Source organism: Truepera radiovictrix DSM 17093, from assembly GCF_000092425.1.
In the GTDB taxonomy this organism is placed as follows: Bacteria; Deinococcota; Deinococci; order Deinococcales; family Trueperaceae; genus Truepera; species Truepera radiovictrix.
This window is the reverse complement of sequence record NC_014221.1, coordinates 442,435-458,375: the sequence shown is the minus strand read 5'-3', so window position 1 is coordinate 458,375 and position 15,941 is coordinate 442,435. Positions and strand designations below refer to the sequence as shown.

Sequence of the window (15,941 nt, the reverse complement as noted above, 5' to 3'; positions counted from 1 at the left end):
ACCCGAGCCGCCTCCCCCCTACGGCTCCGAAGGCGCACCGGCGCGCGCCCGGACGTGCTACAACGGACGCTATGCCCCCCCTAGACGCCGCTGCCGACCTCATCATCACGAACGCCCGCGCCTGGACCCTCGACAAGAGCAACCCCCGCGCCGACACGGTCGCCGTCAAGGGCGAGCGCATCCTCTACGTCGGCAGCGAGCGGGAGGCGGCGCCGCTACGCGGCCCAGCGACTGAGATAATCGACGGCGAGGGGCGCACGCTGCTCCCCGGCCTCATCGACAGCCACTTTCACCTGCTGTGGGGCTCGCTGCGGCTCGACGACCTGCAGTTGGGGGGCGTGCGCGGCCTCGAGGCGCTCGGCGAGGCCATCCGCGGCTACGCCGCGGCGCACCCCGAGAGCCCGTGGCTGCGCGCCCAGGGGCTCGCGTACGACGTGCTGCCGGGGGAGCGGCTCACCAGGCAGCACCTCGACGCGCTCGAGCCGCACCGCCCGATGGTGCTCACCTGCTTCGACTTCCACACCGCTTGGTGCAACACCGCGGCGCTCAGGGCGGCGGGCATCTTGCACGGCGCCGAGGTGCCCTCGAACGCTGAGGTGGTCCTCGGCGACGACGGCCTCGCCACGGGCGAGCTGCGCGAGTTCGAGGCCATGGAGCTCGTCTATCGGCTTCTGCCCGAACCGAGCCCAGCGGAGGTGCGCGACCTTTTGCGGCGCGGGATGCGCCTCGCCAACGCCTACGGCATCACCAGCGTGCACAACATGAATGGCGACCTCGACGAGTTCGCCCACTACCGGGCGCTCGACGAGGCGGGCGAGCTGAGCCTGCGCCTATACGTGCCCTTCCGGATGTACCCGCACACCCCCCTAAGCGCTATCGAGGGCGAGGCGGTCGCGATGCGCGCGTACCGCAGCGCCAAGCTCCGCGCGGGGGCGCTTAAGCTCTTCATGGACGGGGTCGTCGAGTCCTACACGGCCTTTTTGACCGAGCCGTACGCGGGCGCAGCGGGGTGCGGCGAGGCCATCTTTAGCGCCGAGCACGCCCGCGAGATCGCCGTGCGCGCCGAACGCGCGGGGTTGCAGGTCGCCGTTCACGCCGTCGGCGACGCGGCGGTGCGGCGCGCGCTCGACGCCTTTGCGGCGGCGCGGCGCGCCAACGGGCCGCGCGACACCCGTCACCGCATCGAGCACATCGAGCTTTTGCACCCAGACGACGTCCCCCGCTTCGCCGAGCTCGGCGTCACGGCCAGCATGCAGCCCTTTCACTGCACCCGCCCCGAACGCGATTACCTCCCCTCGTGGCTCGCCTGTATCCCCGCTGCGCGCTACGCCGACGCTTTTCCCTGGGAGACGCTGCGCGCAGCGGGCGCGCACCTGTGTTTCGGCAGCGACTGGCCGGTGGTGAGCATGAACCCCTTTCTGGGGTTTGACGCGGCCGTCAACCGGCAACCGTGGGCCGAGGGGCTCCCCGCGCAGGCGCAGACCCTCGAGGCGACGCTCGAGGCCTACACCAAGGGCGCCGCCTTCGCCGAGTTTGGGGAGCGCGACAAGGGGCAGCTCAAGGCGGGGATGCTCGCCGACCTCGCCCTGCTGAGTGCGGACGTGTTCGCCCTGCCCGCCGAACGCTTGAGCACGCTCACGGCGGCGCTCACGGTGTGCGGCGGCGAGGTCGTCCACCGGGGCTAGAGGGGGAGGAGCTTCGCCTCGGCCTCCTGCCCCCGCACCCACAGCCGCGCCACCGTCACCGGCAGGTCAAAGCGCTTCGGCCCGGCGCTGCCCGGGTTGACGTAGAGCACGCCGTCGCGGGTCTCGATCTTGGGCACGTGGGTGTGGCCGCTCACCACGACCCCGCACCCTGCCGCGCGCGGCTCGAGGTCGAGCGGCTCGTGGCCGTGGTGGACGTAGAGCGTCAGTGCGCCTACATTCACGAGCTCGTAGCGCGGCAGCCGCAGCGCCCACGCCTCGCGGTCGGTGTTGCCGCGCACGGCGCACACGGGTGCGAGCCTCCCGAGCACCTCCAAGATGCCCCTGTCCCCGATGTCGCCCGCGTGCACGATGAGCGAAACCCCGCGCAGCGCCTCGAGCGCTTCGGGGCGCAGCAGGCCGTGCGTGTCGGCGATGAGGCCGACCGTGTGGCTCTGGACCTCAGCGCGCGCCGTCACGGCCCGCGCTCACGCCAACCCCTGCAGAAACGGGTTGCGGCGCCGCTCTGATCCCACGGTCGTCTCGGGCCCGTGCCCCGGCAGCACGCGGGTCTCGTCGGGGAGCGTGAGGACCTCGTCGCGGAGGCTCCTAAGGAGCGTCTCCAGATCCCCCCCGGGCAGGTCGGTGCGCCCGATCGACCCCCGAAACAGGGCGTCGCCGGCGAGCAGCACCCCCGCCTCGGCGAGGTAAAACGCCACGTGCCCCGGCGCGTGACCGGGGGTGTGGAGGCAGCGCGCGCGGTAAGCGCCCACCTGGAGCTGCTGAGCGTGCGCCAAGGGGAGCGTCGGCAGCTCGGGTTGGCGCAGCGGGAGGCCGAAGAGCGCGGCGCTCGCGGCCGCCTGCGCCAACAGCGGCCGGTCGGCCGGATGCAGGTAGACGGGTACGGGGTGCGCTTCGTGCACCGCAGCGAGCGCGCCCACGTGGTCGAAGTGGGCGTGGGTAAGCCAGATCGCGGTGAGCTTAAAACCCGCGAGGGCCGCTAAGAGGCGCTCCGCCTCGTCGCCGGGGTCGACGAGGACCGCCTCGAGCGTCTCGGTGTCGGCGAGCAGGTAGGTGTTCTCCTGCAGAGGGCCGACGCAGAAGCCGGAGAGTGAGAGCATACGCCAGTCTACGGCGCGCGCAGGGCGCTGCGCACGAGCTCCCAGAGGATCTCGGCGTACATCTTGAGGCGCATGGCGACGCCCTGCCAGAAGCCGCGCTTCTCCTCCTTCATCACCTGCGACACCCCGGCGAGCGGCACGTCCCGAACGCGCCAACCGCTGCGCTTGGCGTGCTCGGTAATGGCGATCTCGACGCCGTAGCGGCTGCTTTTAAGCCCCGGGACCGAGAGCAGCAGCTCCCGCTTGAGCGCGCGCTGCCCGTTAAGCTGCGGCGTCAGGCGCTGCGCCGCGGTGGTGCGCCAGCGGCCGCCGGCGAAGACGCCGCGCGTCATCTCGACCTCGCCGCGCAGCACGGGGAGCGCGAGGTCGCGCAGGTGCTCGGGTCTTAGCCCCAAGAGGTCGGCGTCGACGAGCACCACGACGTCGCTCGAGAGCGCCCGCGCGCCCGCGAAGAGCGCCCCCCCCTTTCCCTCGTTGCGCGGCAGGCGCAGCACCGTCGCGCCGGCGCGTTCGGCGGCGAGCGCCGTCGCGTCCCCCGAACCATCATCGACGACCAACACGGGACCAAGAGCGGCCTCGAGGGCGACCCGCACCACGCTCGGCACGTTCGCCGCCTCGTTAAACGCCGGGATGAGCACCGCGCAGCTCTGCACCTGCCAAGCTTACCCGCTTTCGGTCGCCAGCGCGTCAGATAGACGCTCAGCCCTGCGGTTAGCGCCGAAAGAGGTCACCGACCTCGCCAAACGAGATGAGCACGACGAAGAGCACCAAAAACGCCAGCCCCAAAAAGTTGACGAACTCCTCTTGCCCCGGTTTAAACGGTTTGCCGCGGAGCGCCACGACCGCCGCCAGGAGGATACGCCCCCCGTCGAGACCGGGGATCGGTAGGGCGTTAAAGAGCGCCAGGGAGAAGTTGATCAACCCGGCAAAGGTGAGCACCGCCACTAGGCCGCCCCGCGCCGCCTCCCCCGCGATACCGACGATGCCGACCGGGCCGACGATCTCCGCGCTGCGCTGCCCCGCGAAGGTCTGCCCGAAACCGCGCGCAAACCCAGCCACCGACTCCGGGACGATGCGGACGAAAAAGCTCGCGCTCCGCCAGGCCGCTTCGGGGAACGACAGGGGGGGGAGCGGGCTGATCTCGACGGGGGCCAGCGTCACCCCGAGCCGCGGCGGGTCGCCGGCGTCCGGCGGGGGCCAGTCGCTGCGCACCGTCAGGCGCTCACCGCCGCGCTCCAGGACGATCTCCAACGAGGTCGCCGTGCGCGTCAGCCGCTGCACCTCGCTGCGGCTCGGGTCGGCGACGCCGTTAAACGACAGCACGCGGTCGCCGGGCTCGATCCCCAACGCTTCGGCGGGGGTGCCCGGGAGGACCTCCTGAAACACCGTCCCCGACTCGCTCGGCACCTCCCCCGTGATGAGGCTGCGCACCGCCGTGTTGGGTTCAACGGTCATCACGGTCGCGAGCAGCAGCACCGCGAGGATAAAGTTGGCGATCACCCCACCCACCAGCACCCACGTCTTTTGCAGAAAACTCTTCTGCATAAACCCCTCGTCGGGGTAGCGCAGGGTGCCGTCCTCGGCCTGCTCGGGGGCGAGCCCTTTGAGGTCGACGTACCCCCCCAAAGGCAGCAGCGACAGGCGCCACTCGGTACCGCGCCAGCGCTTGCGCAGCAAAACGGGTCCCATCCCGACGCTAAAGGCGCGCACCGGCACGCCGACCATGCGGGCGTTGAGGTAGTGAGCGAGCTCGTGCACCACGACCGAAACGGTCAACACCAGCAAGAAGACGACGGCGGTTAGCACCGGCGCCCCCCCCTCGCGACCCAGCAGGCGAGCCCCCCCACAACCGACCACGAAAAAGCCATACCCCAGTATGGCAGGCCCTCGGCGGCGGCGGTGTAGGCTGCTGCACCCGCCAGCGCGGACCGAGCCGTGCGGCGTGAGGGGCGCGCGTCTCCGCGAGCGTTGACACCCCCCCGGGGGTACGCTTTAATGAAGGTTCTGACGGGGGCTTTGGAGCGGCTCGGTCGACGTGTCCGCTCGAGAACCCCCCCGGGAGCCTAGCAACCGCGCTTAGGGCCGCGCCTTTGGCGCCGCGAGGGCTCCTTAAGCCAGCTCGAGGAGGGGCGGTGAGATGCACGCGTTGGGTAGACAGATCTTGGTTGAATTCTACGGCTGCAAGGAGAGGGTCCTTAACGATACGGAGCATCTGCGCCAGGTGCTCCTCGAGGGGACCCGCAAAAGCGGCGCGACGATCGTTTCGGACACCTTTCACACCTTTAGCCCGCACGGCGTCTCCGGCGTGGTGGTGATCGCCGAGTCGCACGTGACGGTGCACACCTGGCCGGAGTACGGTTACGCGGCTGTGGACATCTTTACCTGCGGCGAGACGATCGACCCGTGGGCGATCATGCACCACCTCGAGGCCGAACTGGGGGCTAACAACATCTCGAGCACCGAGCTCAAGCGCGGCCTGTTTCCACAAAAAAAGCTGCACAAGGTCGTCGTCAAAGACGCCGTGGGTGTTTAGAACGTGGCCGCCGAAACCGCCAGCGCCGCCGCGCGCCACGGCCTCTCGCACCAGGAGGTCTGGATCGGCCGCACTGGCCTCTCTTTCGGGGTCGAGCGGGTCCTTTTTCAGGAGCGCAGCCCCTACCAGGAGGTCGCGGTGCTGCAGACCGACGCCTTCGGCCGCCTCCTCACCCTCGACGGGGTGGTGATGCTCACCGAGCACGACGAGTTCGTCTACCACGAGATGATCGCCCACCCCGCGCTCGCGGCGCGCGGCGACGCCAAACGGGTCTTGATCATCGGCGGCGGCGACGGCGGGACGGCGCGCGAGGTGCTGCGCCACGGTAGCGTCGAGACCCTCGACCTCGTCGAGATCGACGGGCTCGTCGTCGAGGCCGCCAAGCGGTTTTTTCCGCACCTTAGCTCGAGCTTCGCCGACCCGCGCCTCAAGCTGCACCTCGCCGACGGCGTCGCCTTCGTGCGCGACGCCCCGCCCGAGACGTACGACCTCATCATCGTCGACTCCACCGACCCCATCGGGATCGCCGAGGGGCTCTTCACCCGCGACTTCTACACCGACTGCGTCGCCGCGCTTCATCACCGCGGGCTCCTGGTGGTGCAGTCCGAGTCGCCCTTCGACCCCACGCAGGCGCACGTCGTCCGCGAGGTGCGAAGGCTGTTCGAGGCGCTTCTGCCCTGCGCCCGCACCTACTTGGCGTGCATCCCGACCTACCCCTTAGGGCTGTGGTCGTTTACGGTCGGGGCGAAGACGCCCATGACGCTCGAGGAGCCCGCGGCGGCGCCCCCCTTTGCGCACGAGCTGCGCTACTACACCCCGGCGGTGCACCGCGCGGCCTTCGCCCTCCCCGCGTTTGTCACGCACCTCCTGGAGAGCTAGAGGGCGAGGGCCGCACCTCGCTCCCGACGAGGCGCACCTGCAGTGTGCGGATGAGGTCGGTTTTGCTCAAGATCCCCACCATCTCGCCGCGCGCGTCGACCACCACGAGGCGCCCCAGGTCGCGTTCGCTAATGCGCCGAAACGCCTCGACCGCGCTCGCCTCGGGGGCGATGGTGCTCACCTCGCGCGCCATGATGTCGCGCACGGTCGTCCCCTCGTCTAAGTCGCGCACGTGCTGGAGCTTGACGAAGCCGACCAGGCGGCCGTCCTCGAGCACGGGGTAACCCAGGTGCTTGCGGATCAGCATCAGCTGCATAAGCTGCGAGACCGGCCAGTCGGGTTCGACCGAGATCACCTCGCGCGTCATCAGGTCGCGCACCTGCAACCCCGCGAGCAGCTCGCTCGTCTGGGCGTACTGCGTCTCGCCGCGCACCGCGGTGTAGATAAAAAACGCCAGGATGACGAGCAGCAAGTTGAGGTTGAGCACGCCGTAAAAGCCGAGCAAAAGCGCGATAATGCGGCTTATCGCGGCCGAGATCTCGGTCGCTTGCAAGTAGGGCAGGCGGAGCGCCAACAGCGAGCGCAGCACCCGCCCGCCGTCGAGCGGCAGGGCGGGCAGGAGGTTAAAGAGCGCCAAGACCACGTTTTGAAAGGTTAAAAACGCGAGGACGAACAGCGTCGCGTCGAACCCCGTGGGCACCGCCTGCAGCACGAACCAACACACCCCGGCGATGAGGAGACTCGTGATGGGGCCGGCGATGGCCACCAGAGCCTCCGCCCCGCGCTGACGCGGCATCTCGTCAAACTGCACCACGCCGCCCAGGAACATCAGCGTGATGTCTTTGACCTGCACACCGAAGCGCCGCGCGACGACCGCGTGCCCGAGCTCGTGGAGCGCGACCCCGACGAAAAGCCCCAGGGTCGACAGAAAGCCGAGCAGAAAGGGCGTCCCCCCACGCACGAGGGGCCGGAGGTCGATGGTGAGGCCGAGCAGGGCGTTAAAGAGCCGCGTAAAGACCCCGACCTGCAGGCCGATCATCCAGGTAAACAGCAGCAGGATGAGCAGGAACGAGAGGTCGAGGCGCACGGGGATACCGAGCAGCCGAAAGGGGAGGGTGTAGGCGTTGCGAAACATGCTCTATCGTAGGGGGAGCGCAGCCCCCTGGACAAGACGCCCCCGCCACGTTCACCCCCAGCGGCGGCGGGCGCGCGGAGGGAGCTACAGGCGGAAAAGCGCACGCACGGCGCGGCGGGCCTCGCGGTCGGCTTCGGGGATCGCCTCCCAGGAGAGCGCCGCGTGCGGCACCTGCGTCAGGGCGTGCTCGAGCGCCCTGGGGATATCCATAAAACCGATCCGCCCCGCCAAAAACGCCTCCACGGCCACCTCATCGGCAGCGTTGAGCGCAGCCGGCGCCGTACCGCCCCGCCGCCCCGCCTCGTAGGCGAGCGCCAGGCTCGGGAAGCGCGCCGTGTCGGGTTCGTAAAACTCCCAGACGCCCACGAGAGGGAGCGGCGCGAGCGGCGTCGGGGGGCGGTCGGGGGCTTCGAGCGCCACCTGGATGGGCAGCCGCATGTCGTGCGAGCCGATCTGCGCTTTGAGGTTGCCGTCTTTAAAGCGCACGAGCGAGTGCACGAGCGACTGCGGGTGAATCACGACCTCGATGCGCTCAAGCGGCCAGTCGAAGAAGAAGTGCGACTCCAAGACCTCGAGCCCCTTGTTAAAGAGCGTCGCCGAGTCGATGGTCACCTTGTGGCCCATGTTCCAGGTCGGGTGCTTGAGCGCCGCGGCGGGGCTCACCCCGGATAGGTCCTCGGGCGCCAGGCGAAAGGGCCCCCCGGAGGCGGTCAGGACAAGCGCCGCCACCGCCTCCCTGGGCTCGCCCTGCAGACACTGAAAGAGCGCCGAGAGCTCCGAGTCCACGGGCGTCAGGCGCGCGCCGTGCGCTCGCGCGGTCTCCCACACGAGCGGCCCGGCGACCACCATCGCCTCCTTGTTGGCGAGCGCCACGTGCCGCCCCTCGCGCAGCGCCGCTAGCGTCGGCTCGAGCCCCGCGTAACCGGGGATGGCGGCGACCACCACGTCGGCCGGGTGCGCCGCCACCGCCGCCGGCTCCCCCACCGCGAGCTGCGTACCGGCGGGCAGCGCCGCGCGCACCTCGTCGGCCACGGCCGCGTCGCACGAGACGAGCTGCGGGCGAAAGGTGCGGACCTGCTCGATGAGCCGCGCCGCGTTGCGCCCCGCCGCCAGGGCGACCACCTCGTAACCCCGCCAACGCGCCACCTGCAGCGCTTGGGTGCCGATGGAGCCGGTCGAACCGAGGACCGACAGGCGTTTGGGGGGGGCGTCCGGCGTGGGAGCGTCGTATGGGGGCGTCATGCGCCCATTGTGACCTTTGCGCCGCGCCGGTGCCAAACGCCCCCCTGCTCGCAGCCACGCGCGCGCCGCCCAGCACGCACCGACCCCGTACGCACCGACCCGGTACGCACCAGTACACGCCGCCCCGGCAGGGGGCGTCTCGGTATAATCCGCTTGCATAGCCCCCTCGAGCCCAGCTGCGCGCGCTAGGGCCGCGGCCACGGGGACTGATCTCACGGAAAGGGGCGGATACCCCAAGCACCCCTTACGGCGTATCCGCGACAAGGTGACCGCATGTTCGTGTCCGAATGGATGACCGCCACCCCGCAGACCGTCAGCAGCAAAACGCCCGTGATGGAGGCGATGCAGCTGCTGCGCAAAGGGGGCTACCGCCGCCTCCCCGTCGTCGACGGCGACAAGCTCGTCGGTATCGTCACCGACCGCGACCTCAAAGAGGCGACGCCGTCGAAGGCGACCACCCTGTCGGTCTACGAGCTCAACTACCTGCTCAGCAAACTCACCGTGCACGACGTGATGGTGACGCCGGTCATCACCGTGGCGCCGGAGGAGCCGGTCGAAAACGCCGCGCTCCTCATGGAAGAACACAAGATCTCCGGGTTGCCGGTCGTCTCCGGCGGTACGCTCCAGGGGATCTTCACCATCACCGACATGCTCCGCGCCATCGTCGCCATGCTCGGCCTCAAAGAGGGGGGGACGCGCGTGACGGTCTCCTTGCCCGACGAACCGGGCGTCTTGGCCCGCGCCGCGAGCGCCGCCGCGCCGTCTAATATCATCGCGGTCGTTACCGCCGGGGTGCAGGCGGGCCACAAACGCGAGCTCGTGCTGCGGGTGACGGGCGAGGGCGCCGAGAGCTTTCCGGAGCGGCTTAGGGCGGGTGGCCTCGAGGTCACCGACGTCCGCTAGCGCCCGAGGCCGTGCCGCCGCACCCGGGCGAAACGCTCAGCGACACCTCCGCGCGCCTTAGGGCCGCCGCCGCGGGGGGGCGCGTCGCGCACACCGGCTTTTTGGAACCCGACGAAGCGGCAGCGCTCGCCCGCGAGCTCCGCGCGGCGGGCGTCGGCGTGGCGCTCTCGGGGGGCGTGACGGGGGCGCGGCGCCGGGTCGTCACCGCTTTTCCTGAGCACATCCCGAGCGCCGACGCGCCGCTCGCCGCCCTCTACGTCGCCGGCGTCCCGAGCGAGGGGGAGCTCCTAGCGGCGCTCGCCGCCGCCGGGGTGCCTCGCAGCAGCGTCGGCGACACCGTGCCGCACCAAGACGGCTTGAGCGTCGTGCTCCTCAAAAGCGCCAAGGAGGCCGCGCTCGCCCTGCGCGACGTCGCCGGTCGCCCCGTGACGCCGCAGGAGGTCCCCCTGGGGCGCCTCGAGCGCGGGGGGCGCAAGGCGGTGCAGGTCATCGTCCCCTCGCTGCGCGTCGACGTCCTCGGCGCAAAGGCCTTTCGGGTCTCGCGGTCGTACTTTAGCAAGGGCGTCGCCGGTGGCCAGGTGAGCGTCAACGGCAGAGCGGCGAGCAAAGCGAGCAGCGCCGAACCGGGCGACGAGGTCAACGCCTCGGGGTTGGGCCGCTTTACGGTGGTGCAGGTTCAGGGCGAGACAAAACGGGGCAACCTCAAGGTGCTGCTCGAGGTCGAACGGGCGTAGCGCTACCCCGGCCCCGGCCTAGGAGGTGGACCTGGGCGCCGCGGGGGGCCGCCGGGCCGGCCCGCGGGCGGCGCCGCTTCGCGCCCGCTCGCCCCACGAAAGTGCGCGTTGAGACCGAGGTGAAAGGGGTTTCCAGCCCCCCCGCGCACGTGAAAGTGCGCGTTGGCTTTTCCCCCTTCGTCCGTGCGGACGAGCTCGTAGAGACCGCTCACCACAAAGCTCCCGCTCTCCCCCGGCGCCAGCGTCAGCGGGAGGCCGCTGGCCGCGCCGGTCACCTCGGGGCCCCTGCCGCGGGGGCGGGGGGTGCTCAGCCGCAGCTCGAGGCCCTGGAGGGTCGCGCTCACCGTGCTCGAGGCAGGGTTGGTGACCCGCACGGTAAAGGTGTAGCGCTCGCGCACCGGCGCGTCGCTGCAGAAAAACGCGTTGTCGTAGTGCAGCGTCACCCCGGGCGCGACGCGTTCAGTGGCGCGGGCGGTGCCGACGCAGCTCTGCGTCGCGAGCACGCTGAGCCGGTCGCTCACCTCCCCCGCAACGCCCGCGCACGCTGTCAGGAACAGCAAGGGGAGTAACGGCGGCTGCCGCCAAGGACGTCTGGGGGCTTGCATCGCTCATCTCCTCCAAACGGTTTGGAAGCGAAAGGGCGCTACGACGACGCGACGCGCAGGGGTGTAAAGGGGCGAGCGCGATGCTAGACGCCCCTACTCTAGAGAGGGGCGCTGCGAAAAGCTGTCGCGCGCGTGACGTCACCTCGGCTCATCCGGTTTGCCCTCCAACGCGCCGGTGCTGCGCCCTATACCGCAAGCCCCAAACGCACTCAGAGGCACCAATAGGTGCCTCTGAGACGCTGTGGGTTGGGCGCGCAGCCTTTAGTTGTTCTGATCGACGCTGATCTCGACCTCGACGTAGTCGCCGTCCTCTAAGTCGACGTCCAAACGGAACGTCACCCCGTTCAGTTGGTAGGTCACGTCGAACTCGTCCTCGCGGCTCACCTCGGTCCAGCCCTGCTGGCGCAAGAGGCCGTCGTAGTGGGCGAACACCGCCGCGACGTCGGTAGTGTCGTAGTCGAAGTCGTAGTCCCACTCGCGCTGCAGCACGTTCGCGTCGGGGTAGAGGTTGATGGTCAGACCGGGGAGCGTGTAGAGGCCGAAAGTGCCCGCGGTAATGGCGCTGGCGCTCTCGTCGATGTCGATCTGCACCTCGACGTAGTTGCCGTCCTCGAGGTCGACGCTGAGGTCGAGCTCGAGGCCATCTTTAGCGTACTCGGCGTCGACGTCGCCGCTCTCGATGTCCTCGCTGACCTTCTGCCACCCCTGCGCCTGGAGGTCGGCGTCGTAAAAGGCGTAGACGGCCTCCCAATCGGTGGTGTCGAAGTCGAATTCGGTGTCCCACTGGCGCTCGCGCAGCGTCAGGTTAGGCACGGCGGTAAAGGTAAAGTCCACCCTCGCTGGGTCCGTCGGCGGGGTTGGATCGGTCGGCGGGGTGGGGTAGGTGGGTGGGGTAGGTGGGGTCGGATCGGTCGGTGGAGTGGGGTCGGTGGGTGGCGTCGGGGTCGTGGGGGGCGCTGTCTGCGGCTCACCACAAGCGGCGAGCGTGAGCGACAGGGCGGTCGTGAGCGCCAGCAAAGAGGTTCTTTTCACGTCGGTCTCTCCTTTCTGACTCGGGTAAGTGCTCGTCGCGACCTAAGCGGCGACACCTCGCCCGTGTAGGGGCGCTGCACCGGACGGTGCTAACAAGGCGAGTGTAGGCAATACGGAGCAAGTAAACGGTAAGCCCCGACCAAGAGTGGGCGCGTCCTCGCGCTGGCCTCTAAGCGCGCGCCGCTACCTTTCGGGGGAGACCGCGTAGGCGGCCAAACGCTCGTAGAGCGGCGCGCACACCTCGAGAAGCGGCGTCAGGTGCGCCGGCAGGGGGTCGGCCTTGGGGGTGTAGGGGGCGAAGGTGCTCGAGCGGTGCACGTTGGCGTACCAGTGCCTGGCCCACACCCCGTCCTCGGGTTTGGGGCCCGCGGGCCACGCGAGCATCGCCGGGTCGAAGGGAAGTCCCAAGCGGCGGCACACCGCCCGCAGCACCCCCTCGGGGTCCTGGAGGAGCGCCTTGGCGTCGATCACCACGGGCTCTTGGCCCCTCTCCAGCACGAACTCCAGCAGCGCGACCTGCTCGGTGAGGCCGGTGTCGCGCAGCGTGGGCTCCGGGAGCCTCTGCGCGAGCGACGGGAGCATATCGTACGGGTCGCGGGTTAGTAGGACGTTGGTGAGCTCCCCCAAAAACGCGCGCTCCAAACCCACCAGGTGGTGCGCCATGTTTTTAAACATCACTACGGGCGCAGCGTAGTCGCCGAGCAGCACCTCCCGCACCACCCGCTCGCCGTCCGTGTCCATGCTGGCGAGCACCTCGTCGCGGCCGGGGTGGGGCGCACCCGACACCCGTAGGTAGTGCCCGTAGAGCGGTTCGTCGACCACCGTCGTGTCGGCGCGCTCCCGAAAGCTGTACATCAGGGCGGTCGAGACGTTGCGCGGCCCCGACCAGACGGACAGCCGTAGGGGCCGCGTCACCGCGCCGCCTCCGCCACCGCCGCCTGGTAGAGGGCGGTGAGCCGCGCTGTGACCGGGCCGCGCTGAGCGTCGCCGATCCGCCGCCCGTCGACCTCGATCACGGGCGTCAACCCGCCGAAGGTCCCCGTGACGAACGCTTCATCGGCGCTGTAGACCTCCGTGAGCGAAAAGGGCTTTTCGAGGGCCACGATCCCCGCCTCGCGGCAGAGCGCCAGGACGATGCGCCGCGTGATGCCGTTTAGGCAATACTGCCCCGTCGAGGTCCACACCTCGCCGCGCCGGACGATAAAGAAGTTTGTCGCGTTGCAGGTCGCCACGAACCCCTCGGGGTCGAGCATCAGCGCCTCGTCCGCGCCCGCGTGCAGCGCCTGCACGAGCGCCACGACCTCGTGCAGTTTGGAGTGGCAGTTTAGCTTCTGGTCCAGGGTGTCGGGCGGCGGGCGGCGCACGGTGCTGGTCAGCAGCCGCACGCCCGCCGCCGTCACCTCCGGGTCGGCGCGCTTGTGCTCGGCGATGATGACGATATTGGGCCCCCCCTCGACGAGGCGTGGGTCCTGCGAGGGGGTCTTTTTGGTCCCGCGGGTGACCATCAGGCGCACGTGCACGTCCGTGTGCATGGCGTTTTTGCGCACGGTGTCGTACAGCGCCGCCTCGAGCTCGGCCTTCGTCTTGCCGATGTCTAGGCCGATCGCCCTCGCCCCCTCGAACAGCCGCTCTAGGTGCAGGTCCAAAAAGGCGAAGGCACCCTCATGAAGCCGCACCCCCTCCCACACGCCGTCGCCGACCAAAAAGCCGCTGTCGAACACGGAGATCTTGGCCTCGTGACGGGGGAAGAATGCGCCGTTGATGTAGACGAAAACGCTCTCGTTGCGGGGGTCGGGGAGGGAGGCGTGGGTGCCGCGCACAAACTGCCTAGCTCTCACTGACATGTGACATTAGAAACGAAGCGAATTCAGCGCCGTAATCAGTTACTGAGTACAAACCTCGCTGATACTCCCAGCGCCCAACTGACCAATCGGACAACAATCCATAGCGTATTAGTTCTTCGCAATACGCTATAGTACGGCTTTGAGTCAGTTCAGCTTCTCCAGCAATTTCCTGAGCTTTTACATAGTCTTCGTTGTTAATTTGGTGCTGACCTGTGAACGTTTGAGCTTTCCGAAATACAGCAGTAAAAATTTGAATATGCTGCGCACTTAGATCACTAACTATCCGAACAAATCCCTCTTTATAAGGGGTAGAGGAGGTTCCCTTCAATGTCGAGTTGATAAGAATTTGAGCAAAAAGTTGAGTTTTGACTTCCTCATATGTATAGGCATTCTTAGCAAGAACATCCAGGATAAGAAATGTAAATTCATCGGAGTCTAAGAACTCTCTATCTATCTTATTCTCACTCAGTCTGTGAACCTGGGTTTTTAGTTCGTTAGTAAGCAGTGTTGTGTTCCTCTCAAATAAGAGAGCCGCACGGGTATTGAGGGTACCTGTTATGGCTGTTCCCAAAAAGGGTATGAGTGAGACGCCACCCTCAACAAGCCCCTTTGCTATTGGGTGTTGGGAAAGCAGACTGTTAGCGTTATCCACCTTATTTACAATTAGATTTCTCAAGTCCATTGAATTAGCTCCATAATAGTCTAGAGTCTCAATCGCTAACCACTCAAATCAAGTTGCCTGAGAAGTAAGAATAAACCTCCCCAACTCTCCCTTCAGCTTCGCTAGCGACGCCTCGTGCACGTACATCATGTGCCCCGCCTCGTAGGTGCTGGTGCTGAGGTTGCCGCGCAGCTCAGGCGCGAGCCCCAGGTGGCTGAGCGTGTACGCGGTGGCGAAGTAGGGCGTCGCCAGGTCGAACACCCCGCTCGCGACGTGTACCTTGAGGTGAGGGTTGATCGACATGGCTTTGCGCAGGGTGTCGGACACGCTCACGAAGCGGTTCTCGAACGCCTTGTAGCTCCAGGTCTCGTAGAGGTTCGTCAAGATCTCGTAGGGCAGGTCGCTCGCGAAGCCGAGCTCGCGGCGGACGTAGTCGTTCAAGGTCGCCGTGTAGGGGCCTTGGATGGTGGCGTAGGAGGGGTCGTACAGGGGGCGCTCCCCCGCCGCGTCGCGGTCGAAACCCGTAAAGCGGCTGTCGAGCCGCCCGACCGTGCGCCCCGCGTCCCGCAGCAGCTCTTTGGTAAAGCGGCCGATCTCGAGCCGCAGGTCGCAGCGCTCCACGTACGCCTCGCTGAGCCCCGTGTAGCGCGCCAGGGTGCGGGCGACCTCGGCGCGCCGCTCGGCCTCCAGGTTGGCGCCTTGCAACAGGGCGAGCGCGTACTCCCCGAGCGCGAACGCCTCGACCTCGCGGAGCACCTCGCGAAGCGGCCGGCGCTGCAGCGCTTCGGGCAGCCGAGAGTGGTACCAAGCGGTGGCCGTGTAGGCGGGCAGGAAGAGGCTATAGGGCAGGTCGTTGCCCGCCTCAAAGAGCAGGGTCTGAAAGTCCAGCACGGACGAGACCAGCATGAGGCCGCTTAGGTACATCCCATGCCGCTCCTGCAAGTAGCCCGCGAGCCCCGCCGCGCGCGTCGTCCCGTAGGACTCGCCGATCAAGAACTTCGGGCTCGACCAGCGCCCATAGCGCGAGGTGTAGAGCCGGATCACGTCGCCGACCGAAGCGATGTCCTCGTTGAAGGCGTGAAAGTCGGCGGGCTTTTCGCCGGGGGCGGCGCGGCTGTAACCGGTCGACACGGGGTCGATAAAGACGAGGTCGGTGACGTCTAGGAGCGTGTGGGCGTTGTCGATCAAGCGGTAGGGCGGCGGCGTGGGGTGGCCGAGTTCGTCCATGAGGACCCGTTTGGGGCCCAAAGCGCCCAGGTGCAGCCACACCGACGACGAACCGGGGCCGCCGTTAAAGGCGAAGGTGACGGGGCGCCTCCCCGGGTCCGCCCCGTCTTTGCTGTAGGCGACGACAAAAACCGTCGCTTTGGGCTTGTCACCCTCCCAGACGCCGTCTTTGTGGCGCTCCTCGCGCAGCACGAGGGTGCCCGCGGTGGCGGTGTAGCGCAGCTCCGCGCCCCCTACGGTGAGGGTGTGGTGGGTGACGACGAGGTGGTCTTGCAGCGCCGCTGCGCTAGGCTGCGCCGGGGTCTGCGGTGCGGGTTCTTGGGTCATGCCCCATGCTACTTGC

The 15,941-nt window shown here is 68.2% G+C and carries 17 protein-coding genes; 5 read left to right on the top strand and 12 right to left on the bottom strand.

Translation table 11 applies throughout. The features are described 5' to 3' along the window. The first annotated feature begins 71 nt into the window (after positions 1–71). Entirely contained in the window at positions 72–1,685 is a 1,614-nt protein-coding gene (locus TRAD_RS02070) for an amidohydrolase (protein ID WP_013176927.1), read from the top strand. On the opposite strand, the gene TRAD_RS02065 is transcribed toward TRAD_RS02070, so the two are convergent. Genes TRAD_RS02065 through TRAD_RS02050 form a run of 4 tightly spaced genes read right to left on the bottom strand, consistent with a single transcriptional unit; the run spans position 1,682 to position 4,609 of the window. After that, positions 1,682–2,161: a metallophosphoesterase family protein gene (locus TRAD_RS02065; protein ID WP_013176926.1), complete on the bottom strand. Its 480-nt coding sequence runs from the start codon at positions 2,159–2,161 to the stop codon at positions 1,682–1,684. The two genes, TRAD_RS02070 and TRAD_RS02065, sit on opposite strands and share 4 nt — an antisense overlap. Before the next feature lie 9 nt (positions 2,162–2,170). Continuing rightward, positions 2,171–2,803: an MBL fold metallo-hydrolase gene (locus TRAD_RS02060; RefSeq protein ID WP_013176925.1), complete on the bottom strand. Its 633-nt coding sequence runs from the start codon at positions 2,801–2,803 to the stop codon at positions 2,171–2,173. A gap of 8 nt (positions 2,804–2,811) precedes the next feature. Then, on the bottom strand, positions 2,812–3,456 hold the full coding sequence (locus tag TRAD_RS02055) for a glycosyltransferase family 2 protein (protein WP_148221163.1): 645 nt from the start codon (positions 3,454–3,456) through the stop codon (positions 2,812–2,814). A 58-nt stretch (positions 3,457–3,514) separates the two neighbouring features. Continuing rightward, positions 3,515–4,609, bottom strand: a complete 1,095-nt coding sequence (locus TRAD_RS02050) for a M50 family metallopeptidase (protein WP_013176923.1) — start codon at positions 4,607–4,609, stop codon at positions 3,515–3,517. A 331-nt stretch (positions 4,610–4,940) separates the two neighbouring features. Between TRAD_RS02050 and speD the strand changes: the two genes are divergently transcribed. Further along, complete coding sequence (speD, locus tag TRAD_RS02045) at positions 4,941–5,336, top strand: adenosylmethionine decarboxylase (RefSeq protein ID WP_013176922.1); 396 nt, start codon at positions 4,941–4,943, stop codon at positions 5,334–5,336. Between the two features lie 3 nt (positions 5,337–5,339). Further along, positions 5,340–6,215, top strand: a complete 876-nt coding sequence (gene speE, locus TRAD_RS02040) for a polyamine aminopropyltransferase (RefSeq protein WP_013176921.1) — start codon at positions 5,340–5,342, stop codon at positions 6,213–6,215. On the opposite strand, the gene TRAD_RS02035 is transcribed toward speE, so the two are convergent. Beyond that, positions 6,193–7,350, bottom strand: coding sequence for a CBS domain-containing protein (locus tag TRAD_RS02035; RefSeq protein ID WP_013176920.1), 1,158 nt, complete (start codon positions 7,348–7,350; stop codon positions 6,193–6,195). The two genes, speE and TRAD_RS02035, sit on opposite strands and share 23 nt — an antisense overlap. A gap of 84 nt (positions 7,351–7,434) precedes the next feature. Continuing rightward, positions 7,435–8,592 (bottom strand): 1-deoxy-D-xylulose-5-phosphate reductoisomerase, encoded by a 1,158-nt coding sequence (dxr, locus tag TRAD_RS02030; RefSeq protein ID WP_148221162.1) that lies wholly within the window; start codon positions 8,590–8,592, stop codon positions 7,435–7,437. Positions 8,593–8,865: 273 nt separating this feature from the next. On the opposite strand from dxr, the gene TRAD_RS02025 reads away from it, so the two are divergent. After that, positions 8,866–9,495: a CBS domain-containing protein gene (locus TRAD_RS02025; protein ID WP_013176918.1), complete on the top strand. Its 630-nt coding sequence runs from the start codon at positions 8,866–8,868 to the stop codon at positions 9,493–9,495. A gap of 11 nt (positions 9,496–9,506) precedes the next feature. Further along, positions 9,507–10,229, top strand: coding sequence for an RNA-binding S4 domain-containing protein (locus tag TRAD_RS02020; RefSeq protein WP_013176917.1), 723 nt, complete (start codon positions 9,507–9,509; stop codon positions 10,227–10,229). 2 nt (positions 10,230–10,231) lie between these two features. Here TRAD_RS02020 and TRAD_RS02015 read toward each other — a convergent pair whose 3' ends face one another. From TRAD_RS02015 to TRAD_RS01995, 6 genes are all read right to left on the bottom strand, one after another. Continuing rightward, positions 10,232–10,834 carry a hypothetical protein gene (locus TRAD_RS02015; protein WP_013176916.1) on the bottom strand — a complete coding sequence of 201 codons (603 nt, stop codon included), beginning with the start codon at positions 10,832–10,834 and terminating at the stop codon, positions 10,232–10,234. Positions 10,835–11,095: 261 nt separating this feature from the next. Then, positions 11,096–11,866: a hypothetical protein gene (locus TRAD_RS02010; RefSeq protein ID WP_013176915.1), complete on the bottom strand. Its 771-nt coding sequence runs from the start codon at positions 11,864–11,866 to the stop codon at positions 11,096–11,098. 183 nt (positions 11,867–12,049) lie between these two features. Beyond that, positions 12,050–12,781: a sulfotransferase-like domain-containing protein gene (locus tag TRAD_RS02005; protein WP_013176914.1), complete on the bottom strand. Its 732-nt coding sequence runs from the start codon at positions 12,779–12,781 to the stop codon at positions 12,050–12,052. Beyond that, positions 12,778–13,710, bottom strand: a complete 933-nt coding sequence (locus TRAD_RS02000; protein ID WP_013176913.1) for an aminotransferase class IV — start codon at positions 13,708–13,710, stop codon at positions 12,778–12,780. Before TRAD_RS02000 ends, TRAD_RS02005 begins: the two co-directional genes overlap by 4 nt. Beyond that, positions 13,694–14,362, bottom strand: a complete 669-nt coding sequence (locus TRAD_RS15900) for a hypothetical protein (RefSeq protein WP_148221161.1) — start codon at positions 14,360–14,362, stop codon at positions 13,694–13,696. Before TRAD_RS15900 ends, TRAD_RS02000 begins: the two co-directional genes overlap by 17 nt. Before the next feature lie 78 nt (positions 14,363–14,440). After that, positions 14,441–15,925, bottom strand: coding sequence for a S10 family peptidase (locus TRAD_RS01995; protein ID WP_013176911.1), 1,485 nt, complete (start codon positions 15,923–15,925; stop codon positions 14,441–14,443). Positions 15,926–15,941: the final 16 nt, after the last annotated feature.

What these genes read in the sequence shown, in the direction of transcription:
- TRAD_RS02025 (WP_013176918.1), top strand. Translation starts at nt 8,866, where the DNA reads ATGTTCGTGTCCGAATGGATGACCGCCACCCCGCAGACCGTCAGCAGC.
- TRAD_RS01995 (WP_013176911.1), bottom strand. Translation starts at nt 15,925, where the DNA reads ATGACCCAAGAACCCGCACCGCAGACCCCGGCGCAGCCTAGCGCAGCG.
- TRAD_RS02035 (WP_013176920.1), bottom strand. Translation starts at nt 7,350, where the DNA reads ATGTTTCGCAACGCCTACACCCTCCCCTTTCGGCTGCTCGGTATCCCC.
- speD (WP_013176922.1), top strand. Translation starts at nt 4,941, where the DNA reads ATGCACGCGTTGGGTAGACAGATCTTGGTTGAATTCTACGGCTGCAAG.
- TRAD_RS02060 (WP_013176925.1), bottom strand. Translation starts at nt 2,803, where the DNA reads ATGCTCTCACTCTCCGGCTTCTGCGTCGGCCCTCTGCAGGAGAACACC.
- TRAD_RS02070 (WP_013176927.1), top strand. Translation starts at nt 72, where the DNA reads ATGCCCCCCCTAGACGCCGCTGCCGACCTCATCATCACGAACGCCCGC.
- TRAD_RS02015 (WP_013176916.1), bottom strand. Translation starts at nt 10,834, where the DNA reads ATGCAAGCCCCCAGACGTCCTTGGCGGCAGCCGCCGTTACTCCCCTTG.
- dxr (WP_148221162.1), bottom strand. Translation starts at nt 8,592, where the DNA reads ATGACGCCCCCATACGACGCTCCCACGCCGGACGCCCCCCCCAAACGC.
- TRAD_RS02000 (WP_013176913.1), bottom strand. Translation starts at nt 13,710, where the DNA reads ATGTCAGTGAGAGCTAGGCAGTTTGTGCGCGGCACCCACGCCTCCCTC.